The organism is Kribbella sandramycini, assembly GCF_013131805.1.
In the GTDB taxonomy this organism is placed as follows: Bacteria; Actinomycetota; Actinomycetes; order Propionibacteriales; family Kribbellaceae; genus Kribbella; species Kribbella sandramycini.
This window is the reverse complement of sequence record NZ_JABJRC010000001.1, coordinates 202,601-225,770: the sequence shown is the minus strand read 5'-3', so window position 1 is coordinate 225,770 and position 23,170 is coordinate 202,601. Positions and strand designations below refer to the sequence as shown.

Sequence of the window (23,170 nt, the reverse complement as noted above, 5' to 3'; positions counted from 1 at the left end):
ACGATGGGTATTCGGAGGGGAATCGCCGTCACGCTGGTCGTGGCGCTGGCCGTCCTGACGGGGTGCCGCAACGACGCGCCGCAGACGCAGGAAGGCGCCTCGGGCGTGAAGTTCGACGTCGGCGTCACCAAGGAGCCGTGTCCGGCCGCGGTCGACCAGACCAAGGGCTGTATCTACCTCGGCTCGATCTCGGACCTGACCGAGGGGCCGTTCAAGGCGCTCGGCGTCCCGATCACCGCCAGCCAGAAGGCCTTCTGGCAGCGCGTCAACTCCGCCGGCGGGATCGGCGGCTTCGAGGTCGACGTGACCAAGTTCGTCAAGGACAACAAGTACAACCCGCAGATCCACAACGAGGTGTACGCCGAGATCAAACCCGATGTGCTCGGGCTGACGCAGACCCTCGGCTCACCGACCACCACGGCGATCCTCGGCGACCTCAAGTCCAGCGGCGTGATCGGTGTCCCGGCGTCCTGGACGTCGGCCTGGGCGTTCGAGGACGTGATCCTGGAGTCGGGGACGAACTACTGTTTCGAGTCGATGAACTCGGTCGACTTCGGGGCCGAGACGCTGCAGGCCAAGAGTGTGGCCGCGGTGCACTTCCCGGGTGACTACGGCGACGACGCGGCGGCCGGGACGAAGGTCGCGGCGGCGGCCAACGGGATGACGTTCACCGACATCCCGACCGCGCCCGGTCAGGAGAACCAGGGCGCCGCGATCCAGAAGCTGATCGCGGCCAAACCCGATCTGGTCATCCTCAGCACCGGCCCGACCGAGGCGGCCACGATCGTCGGCGGCGCGGCGCAGAACGGGTTCAAGGGCCAGTTCATCGGTAGCAGCCCGACGTGGAACCCGGCGCTGCTGAAGAGCCCGGCCGCGCCTGCGCTGACCGCGCTCTACCGGCAGTCCGGGCCCTGGGCGCCGTACGGGACCGACACGGCCGGTCACAAGGCGCTGGCCGCCGCGCTCGATCCGGCGACCTTCAAGGCCGCGCCGAACGACGGCTATACCGCGGGCTGGGTCTGGTCGTACCCGTTGAAGGCGGCGCTGCAGAAGGCCGTCGACGCCAAGGACCTGACCAGGGCCGGGCTGCTGGCCGCGGTCAAGTCGCTGGAGACCGTGGACTACGAGGGCATGCTGCCGGCCGCGGCCGGCAGGTTCGGCGGCGAGCCGAACGACCGGGTGTTCCGGCAGAGCCTGATCTCGAAGGTGAACCCGGCGGCCCCGACCGGGGTCGCGGTGGAGAAGGACTTCTTCACCGGGAAGACGGCGTCCGGCTACGAGTTCAGCAAGCCCTGCTACCAGTGATCGGGCCGGGCGGCCCGGCCCAGAACTGAGGTAACCCTTACCCGCAAGGGGTTTGCCGAACGGCACGCCGTCTCTTGCCGTTTGTCAGGTGTTTACCGTACGTTCACTGGCGACCACTGCTTGTCCAGGAGCCAGGAGGGCCGCCCATGTCCGAGTTGTCCAGGCGTCAGTTCGTCGGAACCGCCGCCGCGGCCGGAGTCACGGTCGCGGTGGCCGGTTCGGTCGAGGCGCTCTACACGGCGCAGCCCGCGCTCGGGACGTCCGGGCCGAAGATCGGCTACGGGCCGCTGCTGAAGGACCCGGACGGCATGCTCGACCTGCCGCGCGGCTTCCGGTACGAGATCCTGTCCCGCGAGGGCACGGTCCGCGCCGACGGGCTGAAGACCCCGAGCCGCTTCGACGGGATGGGCGCCTTCCCGGACCGGCACGGCGGCTCCCGGCTGGTCCGCAACCACGAGTGCAGCCCGACCTCGACGATCAAGGTGGTCGCGCCGCCCGAGCGCACCTACGACCCCGGCGCGGCCGGCGGCACCAGCACCCTGGTCGTGGACCGGCAGCTGAACTCGACCAAGGAGTACGTCAGCCTCGGCGGGACGGCGATCAACTGCTCCGGCGGCATCACCCCGTGGCGCACCTGGCTGACCTGTGAGGAGACCGAGCTCAAGGCCGGCGAGAGCGGCTACACCAAGGACCACGGCTTCATCTTCGAGGTCGACCCGTACGACGACCGCCGCAACCGCAACCCCTTCGCGCTGAAGGAGATGGGCCGGTTCCAGCACGAGGCCGTCGCGATCGACCCGGCGACCGGCATCGTCTACGAGACCGAGGACGCGTTCGTCGCGCCGCTCGGCGGTTTCTACCGCTTCCTGCCGAACCGGCCGCGCGGCGGCTGGGGCTCGCTGCGCGCGGGCGGCGTCCTGGAGGCCATGTACATCCCCGGCCTGCCCGACCTGTCCGTCGTCCAGGAGGCCGGCACGGTCTTCCGCGGCGTCAAATGGCTCAAGGTGCCGGACCCGCTGGCCAGGACCGAGTCGGTCCGCTCGCAGGACTACGGCAAGCAGATCACCGGCGGCTACAAACTCGAGGGCTGCTGGTGGGGCACCCGGGACCGCTGCGTGTACTTCGTCTCGTCGTTCGCGACCGTCGAGCTCGGGTCGAAGGTGGCGCACAACGGCCAGGTCTGGCGCTACGACCCGCGCAAGCACACGCTGCGTCTCGAGGTGATCTTCAAGCGCCACGAGCCGGGCACCGAGCCCGAGTACGACTCCCCGGACAACATCACCATGTCGCCGTACGGCGGGCTGATGATGTGCGAGGACGGTCTCGGCGAGCAGCACATCCTCGGCACCACCGAGGACGGCGAGGTCTTCAAGTTCGCCAAGAACACCGTGAACATCGGCACCCCCGAGGAGCCGGAGTACGGCGAGCTGACCGGCGTCGGCTTCTCCGCCGACGGCCGGACGATGTTCTTCAACGTCTACAACCCCGGCATCACCTACGCGATCACCGGGCCTTGGCGGCGTAGGCGCTAGTCGACCGGGCTCACGTACACCCACGCGCCGTTCTCGCGGGTGAAGTAGCTGTTCTCGTACTGCGCGCCGGCCTGGTGGTCGGCACGGAACTCGACGGTCCCCTCGCTGTGGAAGGGGCTCCCGTCGGACGTGCCGAGGATCGTCAGGCCGGTCCAGTGCCGGTCCGGGACCAGTTGCAGCCCGAGCGGCCGGGTCGAGGAGTGCCACGTCCGCAGCAGGTAGGCGGTGTCACCGACGACGAAAGCGGCGTACCGCGAGCGCATCAGCTGCTCCGCGGTCGCGGCAGCGTCCTGCCCGGCGTGGAAGCGGCCGCAGCAGCCGGCGTACGTCGCCGGGAGGCCGCACGGGCAGGGTTCGGACGTCGGGGCCATCCGTGCATCTTCGCATTCGAGCCACGGCCGGACGGTGGTGGGCCGCCCGGCCGTGCGCCGTCACGGCGTCTCGATCACGATCTCGGCCTCCATCTCCAGCACCCGCTGGTAGTCCACGTCCAGCGTCTGCGGGTCGCTGTGGATCAGGATCACCCAGGCCAGGCAGGTGAACAGATCGACGGTCGCGGGGACGACGGCGTCCTCCTCGTGCAGGACCTTCCACCAGTGGAAGGACTTCAGGTCCTCGATCCCGTCGAACACCTCGCGGTTGCGGAAGTAGCCCTCCTGCGGCGCGATGATGAAGATGCCGCGCAGGTGCTGGACCAGGTCGAACCCGTCCCGCACCTCGCCGCGGACGCGATGCGCGACCGTCCGCTTGATGTGGTTGTCGCCGGTGGCCAGCTCGCTGACCATCTGGTGCCCGCCGCCGGCCGGGCGGGCCGCGACCTCGATCAGCCGCGGGCCGTCGGCCGTCATCATCACCTCGGCGTGCCCGCAGCCGATCCGGATGCCGACCGCGTCCAGCACCTGCTGGGTGTACGGCCACAGCGCCTGGACCTCGGGGTCGTCCTCGGCCAGGAAGTCGATCCGGCGGTAGATGCCGATCTTGTCGCCGCGGCCGACCTTCGTGTAGCGGCAGACGTCCACCAGCGAGTGTTTGCCGTCCACGCTGTAGGTGTCGACCAGGTACTCCGTCCCTTCGGCGTACTCCTGGATCAGGACGGCGTCGTTGGTCAGGCCCATCTTGTTCGTCCGCCCGAGCACCCGGCCGAACCGCTCCCGCCAGTCGCCGCCTTCGAAGACGACGTACACCTCGTCGCCGGCGGCGCTCTTCGGCGGCTTGATCACCAGCCGCTTGCCGAGCAGGTCGTTGGCGCGCAGCCACTCCTCGGCCTCGGCCTCGTCGGCGGTCAGCACCTGCCGCAGCCGCGGGACGCCGGCCGCGGTCAGCGCCTCGGCCATCTCCCACTTGTCGCGCCGCGACGACGCCAGCTCGGGCACGTTCCCCGTCCCCGGCAGCAGGATCTCGATCAGCTGGTCGCACAGCTCGACGCCGCTCTCGGCGCCCGGGACGAGGAACTCCGGCTCGTACTGCCGCAGCTCGTCGGCCAGCGCCTGCACGTCACCGGTGAAGTAGTGCACGTGGTCGGAGTCCTCCGGATGCCAGCTGCCGGTGAACGCCGGCGGCGGCTCCGTCCCGCTCAGGACCGCGACCGGGATCCGGCCCGCGGCCCGGAACGCGGCCGGGTACTCCTGCCCGGTCGACAACGGGTCGACGACGATCGCGTACTCAGGCATGTTGTCCGCCTTCCAGGACGGGGGTGGTCTCGTCGATCGGCTCCGGGGCCGGCGCCATTCCGAAGTACGCGAGCACCAGGCCGACGGCGCCCAGGACGCCGCACCACAGCCAGACCTGGGTGCCGACGCTGTTCCAGACCCAGACGCCGAGGAACGGGCCGAGCGCCGAGCCGAGGCCGAACATCGCGTGCGCGCTGCCGACGTACCGGCCGAGCAGCGGCTTCCGCGCGGCCATGCCCGGATAGGCGAACATGGTCGGCCCGGCGATGATCTCGGCCAGCGTCCACAGCAGCGTGCCGATCACGAAGATCGCCAGGCCGCCCGGCAGCGCGTAGAACGCGAGGCCGCCGCCGAGCAGGACGAAACCGGTCATCGCGATCGTCCGGGCCGCCTTGTGCTGGACGTACTTGGTGACGAGCAGCTCGCAGGTGATCACGATGAAGCCGTTCAGCGCCACCATCGCGCTGTACCACCAGGTCGAGAAGCCGTCGGCGTTCATATGCAGCGGCAGTACGGCCAGGTACTGCATGTAGATCGCCGCGTTGAGGAACATGCAGATCAGGAACAGCACGTACTTGTGATCGCGCAGCACGGCCAGGTAGCTGCCCTTGGGCTCCGCTGCTACCTCCTCGGCCGAGGTCTCCGCCGCGGCGGGCTTCTCCCGCTTCGGCAGCGCGACGATCGCGACCGCGGCGTACGCGAGCGCCGCGGCCGCCTCGCCGATGAACAGCAGGTTCCAGGAGACCGCGACCAGCGCGGCGCCGATCAGCGGGGCGGCCGTCGTCCCGAGGTTCATCGCCAGCCGGTAGACGGCGAAGATCATCACCTGGCGGTTCTTCGGAGTCAGCTCGGTCAGCAGAGCTGCCGAAGCCGGCCGGTAGAACTGCCCGACCGCGCCGGCCAGGGCGACGACGACCACGATCGCGGCATAGCTCGGCACGTAGGCGATCGCCAGCACGAACCCGGCCATGCCGAACATGCTGATCATCACGGCGGCCCGCGGACCGACCCGGTCCGACAGCGAGCCGCCGATGATCAGGCCGATCACCGAGCCGGCGCCGTAGACGCCGAGCGCGGTGCCGGCCTGGACCGGTGTGAAACCCTTCGAGGTGGTCAGGAACAGCACCAGGAAGACCTGCAGGAACCAGCCGAGTTTGTTCACGAAGACGCCGACCAGCAGCGCCTTCACCGGTGTCGGAGCCTCCCGGATGGTCCGCCAGATGCCGGTGCTCTCGTCGATCTCGGTCATGCGGACGGCTCCTTCGGGTGCCCGCTCCAGCGCAGGGACTGCTCGGCCGCGTCCAGCCCGGCGCGGCACTCGGCCAGCGATCCGGAGACCGTGGTCGCGTAGGCGATCCGGCCCCACAGCGTGCCGTCCGGCGGGGGACTGGTCGTCTGACCGGGCTCCATCAGCACGACGAGCTGGTCGATCGACTCGGGCAGTCCCTCCCGATCGAAGTCGACGGAGTCGAGCACGGTGTCGTTCTCGTCGACGTAGAAGAACCGGACGCCGCCGACCAGGGTGCGATCGGGGGTGACATCGGGCTGCCGGCCGACCGCGACGGCGGCCGCGGCCAGGCCGGGGTCGGCGCCGGTCGCCTTCAGACCGAGGTAGGGGATCAGGTCGCCGCCGATCCGGGCGTTGATCTCGATCACCTTCGGGCCGTCGGCCGTCATCATGATCTCGGTGTGCGTGACGCCGTCGGTGAACGCGATCGCCTTGTGCGCGTCGACGAGCACCTGCAGCAGCTGCTCGTCGGCCAGCAGCGGGTCGGCCGCGTCCACGAAGTGGCCGATCTCCTCGGCGTACGGCGGGTAGCCGAGCTCCTTGCGGGCCAGGCAGAACGGCGCCACCTGACCGTGGAAGACGGCGGCGTCGATGCTGATCTCGTAGCCGTCCGCGAACTCCTCGACGAGCACCTTGACGTCGTAGTGCGGCGCCTCGGGCACGGTCGTGTCGTGCGCGAACTCCCAGTTCGCCTTCAGCTCGGCCGCGTCGTTCACCTTGACCACGCCGAGGCTGGCGGCCAGCGCCCGCGGCTTCAGGATGATCGGGTAGCCGAGCTTGTCGGCTGTCGCCAGCGCCTCGTCGACCGTGTCGACCAGGACCGACACCGGCTGCGGGACGCCGTGCTCGGCGAGCGCCGTCCGGGTCAGGTGTTTGTCACGGCACCGGTTGATCATCGCGACGTCGCCGCCCGGCAGGCCGAGCGCCTCGGCCACATGAGCCGTCTGCAGGATGCGCGCCTCGTCCCAGCACAGGACGCCGTCGATCGCGTCCCGGTCGTTCAGCGTGCGGGCCGCGGCGACCAGGGCCTCGGCGTCCAGCGTGGACTCCAGCACGGTCCAGCCGTCCAGGTACTCCTGCTCCCAGGTCGGCTCGGAGTGCAGGAACATGTGCAGCCGGTACTCCGGCGCGATCGACCGCAGGATGTACTCGCGGAACAGCCGCATGCCGGTGGCAACGACCAGTAGGTGGGGTTTGTCGGACATCTCACACTTCCCTGACTGGACTGGGGATCTGACGGATCCGGCTGACGCCGCGACTGCCGTCGGCGCGCCGGAAGTGGTCGGTGACCAGGATGTTGCCCTGGGCATCGAACTCGGGGATGCTGTGACAGGCGCCGCTGATCAGCTCGCCGGTCTCGGTGAGCAGGCAGTACGACGCGTCGAAGCTGCCGTCGGCGCGCAACCGGCCGACCAGCCGGCCGCTCCGCAGCGTGCCGCCGGCGTAGAACTCGGCCCAGATCACGTCGTCGTCGCGGTGGTACTGCCCGTACGGCGCGCCGGCGGCCGGGTCGTCGACCTCGAGCTGGAACCAGACCCCGTCGACATCCGGGACGACGGGTTCCGGCGCGGTCGCGCTCACCAGCGCACCGCGCAGACGTCGTCCGCGATCGGGTAGATCTCCCGCTCGAACATCGAGTTCAGCACGATCGCGGCCCGGACCGGCAGCTGGGTGAGGCCGGCGTTGGTCAGGCCGTGGCTGTAGCGGCTGGCGTTGAACGTGTAGATCTTGTGGCCGTTCATACCCTTCCAGCGCACGGAGTAGTCCGGCTCGACGAGCAGGTCGCCGTCGTCGTCGACCTCGACCCGCTCGCGCAGGTCGTCGTCGAACGGCGCCGCCACGTGCTCGCGACCGGCCGCGACGACCAGCTGCCGGACGACGTGCTCCTCGGGCAGCGTGCTCGTCGAGCAGCACAGCCGGATGTTGCCGTCGGGCAGCAGGTCCGAGGTCTGGACGTCGCGCCCCGGCAGCAGCGTGACCGGGAACTGGCCCAGCGACAGGAAGCCGTCGTAGTTGGCCTGGTAGAGCGCCCGCAGACCACCCGGGGTGATCGCGTCGCCGCTGTAGCGGGAGTCGTCGATCATCTGCCGGCGCTTGCCGCGGTTCAGGCCCTGCAGGTACTGGATGTGCGACGGCCGGTAGAGCTCGTTGGCCATCGGCGAGTCGTCGATACTGCGGAACCACTGGTTCCGGCCCAGCCAGCGGACGTCGGTGAACCCGGAGCCGAGCAGTCGCAGCACCGACTCCAGTCCGGTCTGGCCGCCGCCGATCACCGCGGTCGGCGCCGTCCGGTCCAGCGCGGCCAGCCGCTGCCCGAGGTCGTCGGCGATGAAGGCCCGCTCGGCCGGCAGGCCGCCCAGGTACGCCGGACGCACGGCCCGGGTGCCGACACCGAGAACGAGGTGCTCGGACACGGCCGCCGGGACGCCGTCCACGGTGATCTGGAAACCCTCGTCGGTGAGGGAGATCGCGTCCACCTGGGCGCCGAAGTTGACCACGCCGAGGCGCTCGGTGGCCCAGGTGAGGTAGCGCTCGTACTCGATCCGGGGCAGCGAGTCGAACTGGGAGTTGATCAGCGCGTAGAGCCGGCCCGACGTGACCAGGTAGTTCAGGAACGTCAGCTCGTGGCGGGGATCCACCAGCGAGACCAGGTCCTTCATCCAGCCGGTCTGCATCCGCACCCCGGGGTAGAGCAGCGGGGTGTGCCAGCCGGTGCCCGGCCGGGAGTCGAACAGGGCCAGCCGCTCGCTGGTGACGTTCTTGTAGAGCGCCGCCAGGGAGAGGTTGGAGGGACCGGCCCCGATACCGATGGTGTGGTAGCGGGAGACGGGCTGGGTGTCTGCTCGCCGGATGCCTGGTTCGGTGATCGTCATGCGCTTGTTCTCCGTCCGCGAAGTGGAGGTGCTTGTCCCGCCCGCGGCGAGCAGTTCGCTCGCAGCGGCCCGGCTGGCGGCCAGCGCGGTTTTCACGCTGCCGCCGGACCCGCCGGTAAAGGTGTAGAGCCGATGCGTCCCACCGGGAACCGGCCACAAGGTCAGTACTGGTGGATCGGCGTAGCAGTCGGCGGTGCTGACCAGGTGGTCAGGCGTCGACAGCTTCAGTTGCGGCAGCCGCCGTCCGGCGATCCGGACGGCCTGTTCGGCCAGATCCGGGACCGGGGCGCTGCTGCCGGGTGGAACCGACCAGCGTTGGGTGTCGACCCCGAGGAGCAGGCGGCCGTCGGCGGTCGGCCGTCCGTACAGGTCGCTGGTCTCGTCGACGAACATGGTCGGCAGTTGGCCGTCCACCCGGTACACCGCGATCTGGACCGCCTTGGTACGGGTGTTCACGCCGAAGTTGTTCTCCGTCAGGAAGCCGGGGGTCCAGGACCCCGCGGCGACCACGACGGCGTCGTACCGTTCGGTCCGGTCCGGCAGCCGGCAGGAGACCGTGCCGTCGGCTTCGGTGAGCAGCCGCAGCACCGGGCCGGTGAGCACCCGGGTGGTCCGGCCGAATGCGAGCCGCCGGACGACGCTCGTCCGCAGCCGGTCCGGGTTGATGAAGCCGGCCCGCCGCTCCAGGACGCCGACCGTGCCCGCGGGCAGGTCGTGCCAGCCGCGCCGGTGCAACTCCCTGCTGTCGACCAGGGTGGCCGACCCGGGCAGTGCGTCCTCGACCTCGGCGACTGCCGACTCGATGCCGTCGTACGCCGGGAGCAGGTACGTGCAGCCGGTCTCGGTGTACACCGCCTGGTTGTGCAGTGTGCCGAGCAGCTCACTCAGGCTCTCGATCGCCAGCCGGCGCTGCAGCGGATGCGTCTCGAACCCCCGGACGCCGCCGCCCGAGGATGCGGTCGCATCCGCGCCGGGCGGGCCAGTGATCAGGTCGACAGTGGCTCGGTCGCCAAGCCGCCAGGCCAGCAAGGCCCCGGCGATCCCCGCGCCGACCACGCAGATCCGCATCATTCCTGCCCGGTCAGCGCGCTGCGAAGCGAGCCGGTGTCGGCGCCGGCGTCCAGCAGGGCGAGTAGGCAGCGCGCGGCCAGCGGCGGGTCGAAACCGCTCGGCCGCAGGGCCGCCTCACCCCGGGCCAGCTCGCTCGCGGCCAGGGCCGGATCGAGCGGCTCGGAGGCCGGCCGGACACCCGCGAGGGCCGCCTCGGCACGGGTCGCGAAAGCCGCGAAGTGATCCATCGTGAAATCACTCGGGTAGCGGTCCGGGCGGTCCCAGGCCAGTGCCAAACGAACGATTGATGGATCCTGTTCGCGCAGTAATTCGGCGGCCGCGATTCCGTGTTTCCGGCTGGTCGAGAATTTCGCCCCGTCGAATGTGTAGAACTCGTTCACGACCAGCCCGGAAAGCGGCGACCGCGGCAGCCCGGCGGCTGCCCAGACGGCCGGCCAGTAGGCGGCGTACACGAACGCGTTGTCCAGGCCCAGGAAGTGCCACAGGTGGTCTACCCGGCCGAGCGCGCGCAGGTAGCCGTCCAGGTCCGCGGCGCCGGGGTCGACCGCGCGGGCGATGCTGTAGAAGTCGGTCAGGGCGACCTCGGTGTAGGCGCCGACGCGCAGTCCGGCCAGCGGCCCGTCGCACTCGATACCCCAGTTGGTCGGGATGGCGAGCGGGATCTCGGGCAGCCCAGCGCGCGCCGCGCGAACGAGCATGGCCCGGACGTCGGGCGGCAGTTCGGCGCGGAGCCAAAGATCGACGAGCATCTCGCGGTGGTCCTCCAGCCGGAGCACCGGAACCGTTGCCTGGAAGGGTTTCGGCTCGCCGCCGCACCGGCCGCAGACCGGGTCGATCATGGTCGCGAGCTGCGTGAACGACCCGCAGACCTCGCAGGCGCCGCCGGCCGCGGGCTGCTCGCACCCGGCGCAGCGCCCGGTCAGGTAGGACTCGTGCAGGGTCCGCTCGCAGTCGGCGCACGCGTGCAGGGTCACCTCGCGCAGCGGCGTCGCGCCGGATTCGACCAAGTGGGTCAGCAGTTGCCGGACGGCCGGCGCGTGCCCGGCCGTCAGCGGGTTCGAGAAACGGTCGTAGCCGATACGGGCCCGGGCGTAGGTGTCCAGGATGTCGTCGCGGAAGTCCGCGACCATCGCGTGCGGATCCAGGCCCTCGCGCTCGGCCCTGGTCAGCACGTAGTTCTGGTGCACGTCCAGGCCGCTCGTCACCAGCACGCGCTCGCCGCGGGCGCGGGCGGCGCGGGCCGCGATGTCCGCGGCCAGGTAGGGGCCGGACAGGTGACCGACGTGCAGCGGGCCGTTGACGGTCGGCTGCGGGAACGTGAAGACGCTGAGCGGCTCAGCCATCGGCCGGCATCCAGTACGCGCTGAAGACCGTCAGCTCGGTCGACTCCGACCGGTTCTGGACGACGTGCGCCTCGGTGCTGGACAGCAGGAACGCGTTGCCCTGCTGGACTTCGTACTCCACGCCGCCGGTCAGCACGTGCGCCGTGCCGGCGACGACGAGCGACAGCTCGAGCTCGGGATGCTGGTCGAGCGGGCTCTCCGAGCCGGGTGGAACGGAGTACCACATGGCCTGGAACGGCAGGTCGCCGTCCACGCCGTACTGCTCCCAGCGGACCACTCGCAGGTCTTTGACGAACGAGTCCTCACCGGTGCGCAGGTCGAATGTACGCATGCTTCGCCACCCTCCGGGGTCACGCCGGGCGTGACCGAAGAAGTTTGAGATCAGAGCGGAACGAACGCACGGAACAAGGCGCACACAGGCGCCGAAACGAGCCGGATCGGCTCGATGCGAGTACGCGGCCCGCGCCACCAACGCGGGCGTCGTGAAACTCGGTGACCCCCCAGTCTCCGTGGCCGAAAATATAGGTGAATGCGGAGCGGCGAGTAAAGGGGAATGCGTCAGTAATTTCCGGCCCGGGCATAACCCGACGGGAAATTCTTCGTTAGTGCCGGTATTTGCGCGCGGACCGTGTCCACGCGGTCACGGTCAGGCGTCGCCGGGCAGGGCCACGGGCGCGCCGCCCCAGCTGAGCTGCGCCGTCGCGGTGGCCAGCAGCTGCTCGATGGCGAGCTTGCGGACGGCGGGCTGCTCGGCCGCCTCGACCAGGTCGCCGTACACCCCGGCCAGCCGGCGCTCGATCAGCAGCACGAGCTGGCCCGCGCTCGCGCCGTTCGTCACCGGCTGCGGCAGGTCGTACGCCGGCTCCGCGGCGACCGGCGTCTCGTCGGCCGCCGCGATCAGCGCGCTGAGCTGGTCGCGGTTGTCGCGGTGCCGGTCGAACGTGTCGGTCGCGGCGCGGAACTTCGCGCCGTTCAGCTTGCCGCCGGCGACGCCGACGCCGTACAGGGCCGCGTGCTCACCGGCCAGGGCGGCCTGCAGTGCCTCGAGCTCGGTCATGACGACACCTTCTTGGCCGGGACGAGGCTGAGCGCGAGCTGGAGTTCGGACGCCGCGAGCATCGCGAGCGTCCGGGCAGTGGAGCCGGAGGCTTTGGCCGCGGCGACCGCATGCGCCTCCGAGGCGGCGCGCTCGGCCACGGAGAGCGCGGACAGGGCGGCCGTAGAGGTCGACGGAACGGCCTTCGGGGCAACCTTGGCGGTCGTCACGCCGGCGGTCTCGGTCAGCTTGGCCAGGTGCGCCGCGTGGTACTTCGCGCCGGCCGCCAGCTTGGGCTTCAGCGCCGGGTACTTCGTGCCGGTCGACGCGTACTGGTTGACGAGGTTGTTGACCACGGTCGCGGCGGTGCTGAGCGCGGCCACGACGGCCGGATCGACGGTCGGGGTGTCCTGGCCGCCCGGGTCGTTCTTCGACCCCGGATCGACGGCCCCCGGCGTACCGGAACCGGGCTGGTCGTCCTTGCAGGAGGTCAGCAGCAGCGCGCCCGAGACCAGGGCTGTGGACTGCAGTGCGACGCGGCGTGACAGCCGGAGGGGTTCGTTCGGCACGCCGGAACCCTACCCGGTGACAGGTCTGGGACGAGGCGGTGACATGAACACCCTCGCCGGGCGGATAAGGTGGGCTACTGCCCTCGGCTGGACCGCCGAGTGGAACGGGCGCACAACTGCAGAGAGGCAGGTCTACCTGTGAGCCGAAGGACTGACCACACGGACACCTCGAGCCTCGAGAACTTCCTGCGGCCGATCGTCAGCCAGTTCGGCTGCGATCTGGAGGCCGCCGACATCGCCCCGGCCGGGAAGCGCCGGCTGCTGCGGGTGCTGGTCGACCGCGACGGCGGGATCAGCCTCGACGACGTCGCCGAGGTGACGCGCGCGATCTCCAAGGCGCTCGACGCCGACGACATCATGGGCGGGGGCGCCTACACGCTGGAGGTCTCCAGCCCCGGCGTCGACCGGCCCCTCACGCTGCCGCGGCACTGGCGGCGCAACATCAGCCGTCTGGTCGCGGTCAACCTGACCAACGGCAAGAAGGTCACGGGCCGGATCAAGACCGCCTCCGAGGAGGCGGCCGAGCTGGAGGTCGACGGCAAACTCCAGCCGGTGGCGTACGCCGACGTGGACAAGGCCAAGGTCCAGATCGAGTTCAACCGGGTTGCCGGCAACGACGACGAAGAAACACCTGCCGACGGCACGGTGGAGGAGAACTGACATGGACATCGACATGGCCGTCCTGCGGTCACTCGAACGGGAGAAGGACATCTCCCTCGACGTGGTCGTCGACGCGATCGAGGCCGCGCTGCTGGTGGCCTACCACCGCACCGAGGGCGCGCAGCAGCACGCCCGCGCCGAGCTGGACCGCAAGACCGGGCACGTGACGGTCTTCGCCCGCGAGTTCGACGCCGACGGCACGCTGGCCCGCGAGTACGACGACACCCCGCACGACTTCGGCCGGATCGCGGCGACCACCGCCAAGCAGATCATCCTGCAGCGGCTGCGCGACGCCGAGGACGAGGTCCGGTACGGCGAGTTCTCCGGTAAGGAGGGCGACATCGTCTCCGGCGTCGTCCAGCAGGGCCGCGACCCGCGCTCGGTGATGGTCGACCTGGGCAAGATCGAGGCCGTGCTGCCCGCGCCGGAGCAGGTGCCGGGGGAGAAGTACGACCACGGCTCGCGGCTGCGGGTCTACGTGGTCGGCGTCCGCAAGGGGTTCAAGGGCCCGCAGATCACGGTCAGCCGGACGCACCCGAACCTGGTGAAGAAGCTGTTCGCGCTGGAGGTCCCGGAGATCGCCGACGGCACCGTCGAGATCACGGCGATCGCCCGCGAGGCCGGGCACCGGACGAAGATCGCCGTCCGGACCCTGAATCCGTCGGTGAACGGCAAGGGCGCGTGTATCGGGCCGATGGGGCAGCGGGTGCGCAACATCATGCACGAGCTGCACGGCGAGAAGATCGACATCATCGACCACAGCGACGACCCGGCGACCTTCGTCGGGAATGCGTTGTCCCCGGCGCAGGTTACGTCTGTCGAGGTCGTCGACGCGGCCGCTCGCGCCGCGCGGGTCGTCGTACCGGACTACCAGCTGTCGCTGGCCATCGGTAAAGAGGGTCAGAACGCCCGGCTTGCGGCGCGGCTCACAGGCTGGCGGATCGACATCCGGCCGGATACCGATGTGACTGGTGAGGACAAGAAGGTAGACTGATGTCTCGGTCGGTCGACTGAGCCGCATCCACACCCTGAGGAAGAAGTGACAGACGCGCGTCCTGGCAAGATTCGGGAGCGTACCTGTATCGGGTGCCGGAAGCGGTGCAGCCCGGCTGACCTGCTGCGGATGACGGTGTCCGGAGGGCTTGTCCTCCCGGATCCCGAGCATCGGGCTCCCGGTCGCGGAGCGCACCTGCACCCCACGACCGAGTGCTTCGAGCTCGCCGTCCGGCGTAAGGCGTTCCCGCGGGCCTTCAGGGCCCAGGGGCCGCTGGAGACGACCGGGCTGCGCGAGTACGTCGCACAGCGTGATAATCAAGATGTACGCACGGCCTGACCGGGCCGTGTGACCGACATGAAGGCGGGTCATCGACTCATGACCACTCGATGAGTGTCTACCGATGAGTGCAATGCGATGAGCACGTACGTCAACTAACGGTCCGCGCCCAGGCTCGGACCAGAGGGAGAGTAGTGGCAAAGGTCCGGGTCTACGAGCTCGCGAAAGAGCTCGGAGTTACCAGCAAGGTCGTTCTGACCAGGCTGAACGACATGGGTGAGTTCGTCCGATCGGCATCCTCGACCATCGAGGCGCCCGTCGTACGGCGGTTGGCGGAGGAGTTCGAGAAGAACCCGCCGAAGAAGCGCGCGGCCAAGAAGGCCGCCGCCAGCACGTCCGCCGCTCCGCAGGCGACCGCTCCGGTCACGCCTGTCGAGGCGGCGCCGAAGCCGGCTCCGGCCGCGCCGAAGGCCCCCGCGGCCCCGGCCGCCGAGGCGCCGGTCACCGAAGCGGCCGCGGCTGCTCCGGCGGCGAAGACCGAGACCGCTCCGGCGGCCCCGGCCGAGGCCGCGCCGGTCAAGTCCGTCCCCACTCCGGGGAACAAGCCGGGTCCGCGCCCGGGTCCGAAGCCTGGCCCGCGCCAGGAGACCCCGGCCGCTCCGGCTGCCGCGGCTCCGGTCGAGGCCGCGCCGGTCGAGTCCGCTCCGGCTCCGGCCGCCGAGTCCGCTGCGACCGGTGCGCCGACGCAGTCCCCGGCGACTCCGGCGTTCGAGGCTCCGGCCGCGTCCGCTGCTCCGGCAGCACCGGCTCCGGGCCGCACGCCGGCTCCGGGCCGGCCGACTCCGGGTCCGGCGCAGCGTCCGGACAACCGTCCGGACACCCGCTCGGGTGGTCAGGGCGGCAACGCTCCGCGTCCGGGTGGCGCCCCGCGCCCCGGTGGCGCGCCGCGTCCGGGTGGTCAGGGCAACGCTCCCCGTCCGGGTGCTCCGCGTCCGGGTGGTCAGGGCGGCGCTCCGCGTCCGGGTGCACCCCGTCCGGGGAACAACCCCTTCAGCTCGACCCAGGGCATGCAGCGCGGTGGCGCCCGTCCGGGTCCGGGTGGTCAGGGTGGCGGCCAGGGCGGTCCGAGCCCGGCCGGTATGGCTCCGCGTCCCCCGGCGGCCCGCGACGGCGGTAACCGCGGCGGCGGCACCGACCGTCCGCGTCAGGGCGGCGTACCGGGCGCACCGCGCCCGAACCCGGCGATGATGCCGAAGTCCTCGGCGGGCACCTTCACCGGTCGCCCGTCCGGTCCTGGCGGCGGCGGTGGCGCGGGTGGCCGCGGCCGTCCCGGCGGCGGCCCCGGTGGTCCGGGCGCCGGTCCGCGCGGTGGCGGCGGTGGCGGCGGCGGTTTCCGTCCCGGCGGTGGTGGCCCGAGCGGTCCCCCCGGTGGTGGCGGCGGTCGTCCGGGTCCGGGTAACCGCGGCCGTGGCGGAACGCAGGGCGCCTTCGGGCGTCCGGGCGGTCCGGCTCGCCGTGGGCGCAAGTCCAAGCGCGCCAAGCGCCAGGAATTCGACAACATGCAGGCTCCGGCCGTCGGCGGCGTCCGCGTTCGCCACGGTGACGGCGAGGTCGTCAAGCTCGCCCGCGGCGCCTCGCTGACGGACTTCGCCGAGAAGGTCGGCGTCGACCCGGCATCGCTCGTGCAGGTGCTGTTCCACCTGGGCGAGATGGTGACCGCGACGCAGTCGGTCAACGAGGAGACCCTGCAGCTGCTGGGCACCGAGCTGAACTACGACGTTCAGATCGTCTCCCCGGAGGACGAGGACCGCGAGCTGCTGCAGTCGTTCGACATCGACTTCGGCTCCGACGAGGGCGGCGAGGCCGAGCTGGTCAAGCGGCCGCCGGTCGTGACCGTCATGGGTCACGTCGACCACGGTAAGACCAAGCTGCTGGACGCCGTCCGTTCGGCGAACGTGGTCGCCAAGGAGGCCGGTGGCATCACGCAGCACATCGGCGCCTACCAGGTGACCACGACGGTGGACGGCGAAGAGCGCGCGATCACCTTCGTCGACACCCCGGGTCACGAGGCGTTCACCGCCATGCGTGCCCGTGGCGCCCAGGCCACCGACATCGTCATCCTGGTGGTCGCGGCCGACGACGGCGTGATGCCGCAGACGATCGAGGCGCTGAACCACGCCCGCGCGGCCGGGGTTCCGATCGTGGTCGCGGTGAACAAGATCGACGTCCCGAGCGCGGACCCGGCCAAGGTGCGCGGTCAGCTGACCGAGTACGGCCTGGTTCCCGAGGAGTACGGCGGCGACACCATGTTCGTCGACGTCTCGGCGAAGTCCCGGATCAACATCGACGGCCTGCTCGAGGGCGTCGTGCTGACCGCGGACGCCGCACTCGACCTGCGGGCCAACCCGAACATGCCGGCCCAGGGCATCGCGATCGAGGCCAACCTCGACAAGGGCCGTGGTCCGGTGGCGACCGTGCTGGTCCAGCGCGGCACGCTGCGGGTCGGCGACTCGATGGTCGCGGGTCCCGCGTACGGCCGGGTCCGGGCGATGCTCGACGAGCACGGCGACCCGGTCGAAGAGGCCACGCCGTCGCGGCCGGTCCTGGTCCTCGGTCTGACCGCGGTCCCGGGCGCCGGTGACAAGTTCCTGGTGGTGGACGACGACCGGATGGCCCGGCAGATCGCGGAGAAGCGCGAAGCCCGGGCCCGGGCGGCCGCGAACGCCAAGCGTCGCGCGCGCCGGACCCTCGAGGACTTCATGGCCTCGATGGAGAAGGGCGAGACGCAGGAGCTGCTGCTGATCCTGAAGGGCGACGTGTCCGGTTCGGTCGAGGCGCTGGAAGACGCGCTGGTCCGGATCGAGATCGACGACGAGGTCAACCTCCGGGTCATCGACCGCGGCGTCGGCGCGATCAACGAGAACGATGTCAACCTGGCCATGGCCTCGAACGCCGTCATCATCGGCTTCAACGTCCGGCCGGCGGGTAAGGCCGGTGACGTCGCCGAGCGCGAGGGCGTCGACATCCGGTACTACTCGGTCATCTACTCCGCGATCGACGACATCGAGGCGGCCCTCAAGGGCATGCTGAAGCCGATCTACGAGGAGGCCGTCCTCGGCCAGGCGGAGATCCGCGAGATCTTCCGCTCCTCGAAGGTCGGAAACATCGCCGGTTGCTGGGTGACCAGCGGGCTGATCCGCCGCAACGCCAAGATGCGGTTGATCCGGGACGGCGCGGTGATCGTCGACAACGGCGAGCTGTCGTCGCTGAAGAGGTTCAAGGACGACGCGTCCGAGGTCCGCGAGGGCTTCGAGTGCGGTCTGACCGTCAACAACTTCAACGACATCAAGATCGGCGACATCATCGAGTCGTTCGAGCTGCGCGAGAAGCCGCGCAGCTGACAGCACCAGGTAACGTCCGGAGAGGCAGTGGTCTCTCCGGACGTTACGCATGAATGAGGGAGTGAGCCCTGATGGGTGAAGCAAGGGCCAAGCAGCTGGCCGACCGGATCCAGGTGCTCGTCGCCGAGTTGCTCGAGCGGCGCGTCAAGGACCCGCGGCTCGGTTTCGTCACCGTGACCGACGCGCGGCTGACCGGCGACCTGCGCGAGGCCAGCGTTTTCTACACCGTGTACGGCGACGAGCAGGCGCGGGCCTCCACGGCCGCGGCGCTGGAGTCGGCCCGCGGCCTGATCCGCAGCGAGGTCGGCAAGGCGCTCGGCCTGCGGCACGCGCCGAGTGTCGCGTTCTTCCTGGACGCCGTCCCGGAGAACGCGGGCCAGATCGAGGAGCTGCTCGCGAAGGCCCGCGAGGCCGACGCCGAGGTGGCCAAGGCCGCCGCGGGCGCCAAGCCGGCCGGTGACGCCGACCCGTACAAGCACAAGGACGACGAGGACGCCGAAGACTAGTGGTCGCCTTCACGCCGTCCTCGGACGGCATCGTCATCGTGGACAAACCGGCCGGGATGACATCGCACACGGTGGTCGCCCGGGTCCGGCGGCTGGCGGGTACCCGCAAGGTGGGGCACGCCGGCACGCTGGACCCGATGGCGACCGGCGTCCTGGTCGCCGGGCTGAACCGCGCGACCCGGCTGCTCGGCCACCTCCAGCTGGCCGACAAGTCGTACGACGCGACGATCCGGCTCGGCGCGACCACCAGCACCGACGACGCCGAGGGCGAGGTCGTGTCGACCGCGCCCGTCGACGGTGTGACCGACGCGGCGATCGCGGCCGGGGTGACGCCGTACCGGGGTGAGATCTCGCAGGTGCCGTCGGCGGTGTCGGCGATCAAGGTCGACGGCAAGCGCGCCTACGAGCGCGTCCGCGCTGGGGAGGAGGTCGTGCTCAAGTCCCGCACGGTCACGGTGTCGCGCTACGACGTCCTCGATATCCGCCGTGGCGACGGCTGGATCGACGTCGACGTCTCGGTGGACTGCTCCAGCGGCACGTACATTCGCGCGCTCGCTCGCGATCTGGGCGCCGACCTCGGCGTCGGCGGCCATCTGACCGCGCTACGGCGGACGCGCGTCGGCACCTTCGACCTGAGCGTCGCGCACTCACTCGACGCGCTCGCCGAGGAGTTCACCTGGCTCCCGATCGCGGATGTTGCCGCCGGCACCTTCCCGCGGTACGACGCGGACGCCGAACAGGCAGCCGCGATCCGCACCGGTCGACCGCTGCCCGGCTTGAAGCTGTCTGCCGGCCAGACCGCGATGTTCGACCCGACCGGGATCTTCCTCGCCCTCTACGAGCCGCACGGCCCGCTCGCCAAGCCGACGGCCGTTTTCGTCAGCTGAGCCGATCGGCGCGGCTGAGCAGGTACTGCTGTTCGACCTCGTTCGCGGTGAGGGCGGCGGCCTCGCGGTAGTGGGCTGCTGCTTTGCCGGTTTCGCCGGTCTGCTCGAGAAGGTGGGCCCGGACGGCGCGTTCGCGCTGCCGGGTGAGCGGGTCGTCGGACAGGTCGAGCTCGTCCAGTAAAGCGAGACCGCGCGTGGGTCCGTAGGCACGGGCTACCGCGACCACGCGGCTGAGGCGGACCGGGGCAGTTGGCGTGCAGCGTTCGAGCCAGAGGTAGAGCATCGCGATCTGCGGCCAGTCGGTGTCGCCCGGGGCGGCGTGGGTGGCGGCGATGGCTGCCTGGAGTTGGTACTCGCCGGGTTCGGCCTGGTTCCAGACGCCGTCGAGTAAGGCGGTGCCTTCGCGGATGAGGTCGGCGTCCCAGTGCGCGCGGTCCTGGTCTTCGAGGGGGACGAGCTCACCGGCCGGGCCGGTGCGTGCAGTCCGGCGGGACTCGGTGAGGAGCATCAGGGCCAGCAGACCGACGGCTTCCGGATCCGGGAGGGTCGCGACCAGGAGGCGGGTGAGGCGGATGGCTTCGCGGGTGAGGTCGACGCGGGTGAGGCTGTCGCCGGCGGTGGCGGTGTAGCCCTCGTTGAAGATCAGGTAGAGGACGCGCATCACCGCAGCCACCCGTTCGGCGCGGTCGTCGTCGGTCGGTGCCGTGAAGCGGGCGCCGGCTTTGGCGAGTTGCTGTTTGGCGCGGCTGATCCGGGTGCCCATGGTGTTCTCGGTGGCGCCGTACGCGTGGGCGATCTCGGTTGTGGTGAGGCCGCCGACCGCGCGCAAGGTGAGCGCCACCTGGCTGGTCGCGGGGAGCGCGGGGTGGCAGCAAAGCAGCAACAGCGTGAGGCTGTCGTCGGTTGCGGACGGCGGGGCCGCCGACCCGCGGTGCACGGGTTCGGCCAGCTCGGCCTCCTGCTCGCGCCGCCGCCGGGCCTGGTCGGAGCGGAGCAGATCGACCATCCGCCGGTAGCCGATCCGGATCAGCCAGCTGCGCGGGTTCTCCGGGACGCCGTCCGCCCACGCCCGGCTGGCCGCCAGCAGCGCCTCCTGGACGGCGTCCTCGGCGATGTCGAACCGGCCGAACCGGCGGACCAGCGCGCCGAGCACCTGCGGCGCTTCGGCGCGCAGCAGGTGCTCGAGGTCGGCGGTGCTGTTCACGCGCCGAAGTCGTCGCCCATGATCGGCCGGATCTCGATCGGCTCACCGAGCACCTCGACGATCCGGCCGGCGATCTCGATCGCCCGCTCGTGGCTGGCGACGTCGATCACCGCGAAACTCGCCAGCACCTCCTTGAGCTCCGCGAACGGCCCGTCGGTGGCGACCACGCCGTCCGTGGCCTTGCGTATCGTCGTGCTGACCACCGGGTGGCCGAGCCCTTCGCTGGTCACGAACTCGCCGGATGCGCTCAGCTCCTGCTCGTAGCGCTGGTAGAACGCGAACGCGGCCAGAGCCTCCTCGGACGGTGTCTCCGCGGTAGCGGCGTCCCATGCGGTGGCTGGGGTGTAGCTGAGCAACAGGTACTTCACGATGCCCTCCTCTGCGTGCTGGCACGGTAACCGACCAGGGCGACCACAGACGTCCAGGTGAAGCCGACAAGCCCGCAAAACGCGATCTGGAGGCTCATGTGCTCGGGTGACATCGGTGCGAGCAGTACGACGGCCGCCAGTCCGCTGAGCACGGCTGGGACGACGCGGCGGCGGCGTACGGATCGGACGACGAGAACGATCGCGGCGACGGCCAGTGCGGTGAAGCCGGTCGCGGCGGCGATGCCGTGCGCGACGCTGTGCCACGACGGGTCGGTGGCCGGGCCGTCCGGCGTACCGGTCGGGAAGCCGTGTTCGGCGTCCATGGTGAAGATGCCGGACGCGATCAGGCCGATGCCGAAGATCGCGACCAGGATCGGCAGTGCGCGACGTCCGATACCGTCGGCGAAGGCGGTGCGCAGTCCGGTCGCCATGGTCAGGACGCCGAGTCCGGCGGCGACGAAGGTGCTGATCTGGATCCAGCCCTGTGGACCGGTCGCGAGCTGGCTGATCGGGTGCCGGGTGAGGTCGAAGCCGTCCCGGGTGAGCATCTGCAGGCCGGCCGAGGCGAAGAAGACCGGCCCGGCGAGCACCCCGGCGAGCAGCCGGTGCGCGGGGACGGTGGCCGGGGGAGCGGTGGCGGTGAGTGTGGTCATGACAACCTCCTGGGTCGTTGGTTGCCGTCACCTCGTCGCCGGTCCCGGGATCTCGACGATCCTGTGAGGTGATCCAGATCACATCTCACGGCTGTCGAGAGGGCGCGGTGCGCTCCGAGGTAGCGGCAACTTCAACCGAGGAGACGAGATGACCGAGAACGTTCAGCCGGGTAGCGACCTGCAGGCCCTGGATCGCCTGGTCGGCACCTGGACCTTGAGTGGCGGGGTCGAGGGCACCGTCCGGTACGAGTGGATGCCGGGCCGGTTCTTCCTGCTGCAGCACGTCGAGCTGCGCCAGTACGGGCAGGAGATCAAGGGCTTCGAGGTGATCGGCAACCTGCGCCCGTTCGGCGAGCCGGCCACGGCCGAGGTGTGGTCGCGGTTCTACGACTCGACCGGCAACACCCTCGACTACGTCTACGAGCCGGACGGCGACACGCTCACGATCTGGGGCGGCGCCAAGGGCAGCCCGGCGTACTTCCGCGGCACTTTCAGCGACGGCGGCGACACCCTGGCCGGCGACTGGGTCTACCCGGGCGGTGGCGGCTACAGCTCCGTCTCGAAGCGCAGCTGACGGACGCTCCCGGCCGTGCCGTCGATACTGACGCGACTCCCGTCCCGGAGTGTTCCGAGCACTCCTGGTACGCCGAGCACGGCCGGGATCCGCCGTTCCCGGGCCACGATCGCCGCATGGGACAACCGCCCGCCGGTCTCGGTGACGATGCCGGCGATCACCCCGAACAGCGGTGTCCAGGACGGATCCGTGAACCGGCACACCAGGATGTCTCCGGGCCGCACCCGCCCGAACTCATCAGCCCCTCGAACCACCCGCGCCGGTCCGGTCGCCGTCCCGGCGCTCCCGCCGGTGCCCTCCAGTGGCGCCGTCACCGGCCGCGCCTGCAACAACCACAACCCACCCTGGGCGAACGCGAACTCGATGTCCTGCGGCCCGCCCAGCAGCTTCTCGACGGCAATCCCAATGCGCTGGAGCTCGCGGAGTTGCTCGTCGCTCAAGCAGGAGCCTCGTCGTTCGATGCTGTCGTCGGTCAGCGTGAAGGCGTCGGGATTGACGAGACCTCCGACCACGGCGTCGCCCAGCCCCCAGAATGCCTCGACCTCGGTGACCGGCCCGGTGAACATCACCCCGGAGACATCCGCATCGACCTGCTGCTGCACGATCACGGCCATCTCGGCCGGTGCAGCACCGCGATAGGCCACCGCCCGCTGCGACGAGAGCGAGGCTCGTACGTCGGCAACCCGATCCGGAATATCGTCATGGGAGACGTTGAGGAAGGTTTCGTACTGACCGGCCGCCGAGGCCTGGACGCCGTCCTCGGTGGACGCCGACGAGCGCACGGCGTACAACCCCGCCGGCACTCTCTCGACCGGCGCGCCGGGCAGGACGACCCGACCGGGCGGCACCGGGAAGCCCGCGCGGAGCAGCCGGCCGAGGGTCGCGGCCTTCGGGCCCGCAGCGGCCCCGGCGTCCTGGAGAGGGATCACGCCCGCGACTCCTTCAACATTTTGTTGA

The 23,170-nt window shown here is 70.5% G+C and carries 23 protein-coding genes; 9 read left to right on the top strand and 14 right to left on the bottom strand.

Annotation, left to right across the window (positions count from 1 at the left end; translation table 11 throughout):
- The first annotated feature begins 3 nt into the window (after positions 1-3).
- Both HPO96_RS00940 and HPO96_RS00935 read left to right on the top strand, forming a co-directional pair.
- Complete coding sequence (locus HPO96_RS00940) at positions 4-1,305, top strand: ABC transporter substrate-binding protein (protein ID WP_171670169.1); 1,302 nt, start codon at positions 4-6, stop codon at positions 1,303-1,305.
- A 146-nt stretch (positions 1,306-1,451) separates the two neighbouring features.
- On the top strand, positions 1,452-2,837 hold the full coding sequence (locus tag HPO96_RS00935; RefSeq protein ID WP_171670167.1) for an alkaline phosphatase PhoX: 1,386 nt from the start codon (positions 1,452-1,454) through the stop codon (positions 2,835-2,837).
- On the opposite strand, the gene HPO96_RS00930 is transcribed toward HPO96_RS00935, so the two are convergent.
- The 10 genes from HPO96_RS00930 to HPO96_RS00880 all read right to left on the bottom strand — a co-directional run bounded on the left by HPO96_RS00930 (position 2,834) and on the right by HPO96_RS00880 (position 12,687).
- Positions 2,834-3,208 (bottom strand): YchJ family protein, encoded by a 375-nt coding sequence (locus HPO96_RS00930; RefSeq protein ID WP_171670166.1) that lies wholly within the window; start codon positions 3,206-3,208, stop codon positions 2,834-2,836. The two genes, HPO96_RS00935 and HPO96_RS00930, sit on opposite strands and share 4 nt — an antisense overlap.
- A 60-nt stretch (positions 3,209-3,268) precedes the next feature.
- Positions 3,269-4,507, bottom strand: coding sequence for an ATP-grasp domain-containing protein (locus tag HPO96_RS00925; RefSeq protein WP_171670164.1), 1,239 nt, complete (start codon positions 4,505-4,507; stop codon positions 3,269-3,271).
- A complete protein-coding gene (locus HPO96_RS00920; RefSeq protein ID WP_171670163.1) occupies positions 4,500-5,756 on the bottom strand; it encodes an MFS transporter in 1,257 nt (418 codons plus the stop codon). Before HPO96_RS00920 ends, HPO96_RS00925 begins: the two co-directional genes overlap by 8 nt.
- Positions 5,753-7,000, bottom strand: coding sequence for an ATP-grasp domain-containing protein (locus HPO96_RS00915; protein ID WP_171670161.1), 1,248 nt, complete (start codon positions 6,998-7,000; stop codon positions 5,753-5,755). Before HPO96_RS00915 ends, HPO96_RS00920 begins: the two co-directional genes overlap by 4 nt.
- Position 7,001: 1 nt before the next feature.
- Positions 7,002-7,376, bottom strand: a complete 375-nt coding sequence (locus tag HPO96_RS00910) for an avidin-fold protein (RefSeq protein WP_171670159.1) — start codon at positions 7,374-7,376, stop codon at positions 7,002-7,004.
- On the bottom strand, positions 7,373-9,736 hold the full coding sequence (locus HPO96_RS37495) for an FAD-dependent oxidoreductase (RefSeq protein ID WP_202885447.1): 2,364 nt from the start codon (positions 9,734-9,736) through the stop codon (positions 7,373-7,375). Before HPO96_RS37495 ends, HPO96_RS00910 begins: the two co-directional genes overlap by 4 nt.
- Positions 9,736-11,082, bottom strand: a complete 1,347-nt coding sequence (locus tag HPO96_RS00895; RefSeq protein WP_171670158.1) for a class I tRNA ligase family protein — start codon at positions 11,080-11,082, stop codon at positions 9,736-9,738. Before HPO96_RS00895 ends, HPO96_RS37495 begins: the two co-directional genes overlap by 1 nt.
- Positions 11,075-11,413, bottom strand: a complete 339-nt coding sequence (locus HPO96_RS00890) for a cupin domain-containing protein (RefSeq protein WP_171670156.1) — start codon at positions 11,411-11,413, stop codon at positions 11,075-11,077. The genes HPO96_RS00895 and HPO96_RS00890 overlap by 8 nt, the downstream gene beginning before the upstream one ends.
- 315 nt (positions 11,414-11,728) lie before the next feature.
- On the bottom strand, positions 11,729-12,139 hold the full coding sequence (locus HPO96_RS00885; RefSeq protein WP_171670155.1) for a ferritin-like domain-containing protein: 411 nt from the start codon (positions 12,137-12,139) through the stop codon (positions 11,729-11,731).
- Positions 12,136-12,687, bottom strand: coding sequence for a cell division protein FtsK (locus HPO96_RS00880; protein ID WP_171670153.1), 552 nt, complete (start codon positions 12,685-12,687; stop codon positions 12,136-12,138). Before HPO96_RS00880 ends, HPO96_RS00885 begins: the two co-directional genes overlap by 4 nt.
- Before the next feature lie 138 nt (positions 12,688-12,825).
- Here HPO96_RS00880 and rimP point away from each other — a divergent pair, with 138 nt between their 5' ends.
- The 6 genes from rimP (at position 12,826) to truB (ending at position 19,414) form a co-directional block, all read left to right on the top strand.
- Entirely contained in the window at positions 12,826-13,347 is a 522-nt protein-coding gene (rimP, locus tag HPO96_RS00875) for a ribosome maturation factor RimP (protein ID WP_171670152.1), read from the top strand.
- Between the two features lies 1 nt (position 13,348).
- Positions 13,349-14,341, top strand: coding sequence for a transcription termination factor NusA (gene nusA, locus HPO96_RS00870; RefSeq protein WP_171670150.1), 993 nt, complete (start codon positions 13,349-13,351; stop codon positions 14,339-14,341).
- A gap of 45 nt (positions 14,342-14,386) precedes the next feature.
- Positions 14,387-14,680, top strand: a complete 294-nt coding sequence (locus HPO96_RS00865; RefSeq protein ID WP_171670148.1) for a DUF448 domain-containing protein — start codon at positions 14,387-14,389, stop codon at positions 14,678-14,680.
- 134 nt (positions 14,681-14,814) lie between these two features.
- Positions 14,815-18,021 (top strand): translation initiation factor IF-2, encoded by a 3,207-nt coding sequence (gene infB / locus HPO96_RS00860; protein WP_171670147.1) that lies wholly within the window; start codon positions 14,815-14,817, stop codon positions 18,019-18,021.
- Between the two features lie 71 nt (positions 18,022-18,092).
- Positions 18,093-18,527 carry a 30S ribosome-binding factor RbfA gene (rbfA, locus tag HPO96_RS00855; protein ID WP_202885446.1) on the top strand — a complete coding sequence of 145 codons (435 nt, stop codon included), beginning with the start codon at positions 18,093-18,095 and terminating at the stop codon, positions 18,525-18,527.
- The gene (gene truB / locus HPO96_RS00850; protein ID WP_337796456.1) at positions 18,527-19,414 is read left to right on the top strand and encodes a tRNA pseudouridine(55) synthase TruB; all 888 of its coding nucleotides are present in this window, start codon (positions 18,527-18,529) and stop codon (positions 19,412-19,414) included. The genes rbfA and truB overlap by 1 nt, the downstream gene beginning before the upstream one ends.
- Here the strand turns inward: truB and HPO96_RS00845 are convergent.
- The 3 genes from HPO96_RS00845 to HPO96_RS00835 are packed head-to-tail and all read right to left on the bottom strand — an operon-like array spanning position 19,407 to position 21,639.
- Positions 19,407-20,618, bottom strand: a complete 1,212-nt coding sequence (locus HPO96_RS00845) for a sigma-70 family RNA polymerase sigma factor (protein ID WP_171670145.1) — start codon at positions 20,616-20,618, stop codon at positions 19,407-19,409. The two genes, truB and HPO96_RS00845, sit on opposite strands and share 8 nt — an antisense overlap.
- Entirely contained in the window at positions 20,615-20,986 is a 372-nt protein-coding gene (locus tag HPO96_RS00840; RefSeq protein WP_171670144.1) for a YciI family protein, read from the bottom strand. The genes HPO96_RS00845 and HPO96_RS00840 overlap by 4 nt, the downstream gene beginning before the upstream one ends.
- Entirely contained in the window at positions 20,983-21,639 is a 657-nt protein-coding gene (locus HPO96_RS00835; RefSeq protein WP_171670142.1) for a DUF998 domain-containing protein, read from the bottom strand. Before HPO96_RS00835 ends, HPO96_RS00840 begins: the two co-directional genes overlap by 4 nt.
- Before the next feature lie 148 nt (positions 21,640-21,787).
- On the opposite strand from HPO96_RS00835, the gene HPO96_RS00830 reads away from it, so the two are divergent.
- Positions 21,788-22,213 carry a hypothetical protein gene (locus HPO96_RS00830; protein ID WP_171670141.1) on the top strand — a complete coding sequence of 142 codons (426 nt, stop codon included), beginning with the start codon at positions 21,788-21,790 and terminating at the stop codon, positions 22,211-22,213.
- On the opposite strand, the gene HPO96_RS00825 is transcribed toward HPO96_RS00830, so the two are convergent.
- Positions 22,186-23,142 carry a PEP/pyruvate-binding domain-containing protein gene (locus HPO96_RS00825; protein WP_337796455.1) on the bottom strand — a complete coding sequence of 319 codons (957 nt, stop codon included), beginning with the start codon at positions 23,140-23,142 and terminating at the stop codon, positions 22,186-22,188. The two genes, HPO96_RS00830 and HPO96_RS00825, sit on opposite strands and share 28 nt — an antisense overlap.
- Positions 23,143-23,170 lie beyond the last annotated feature (28 nt).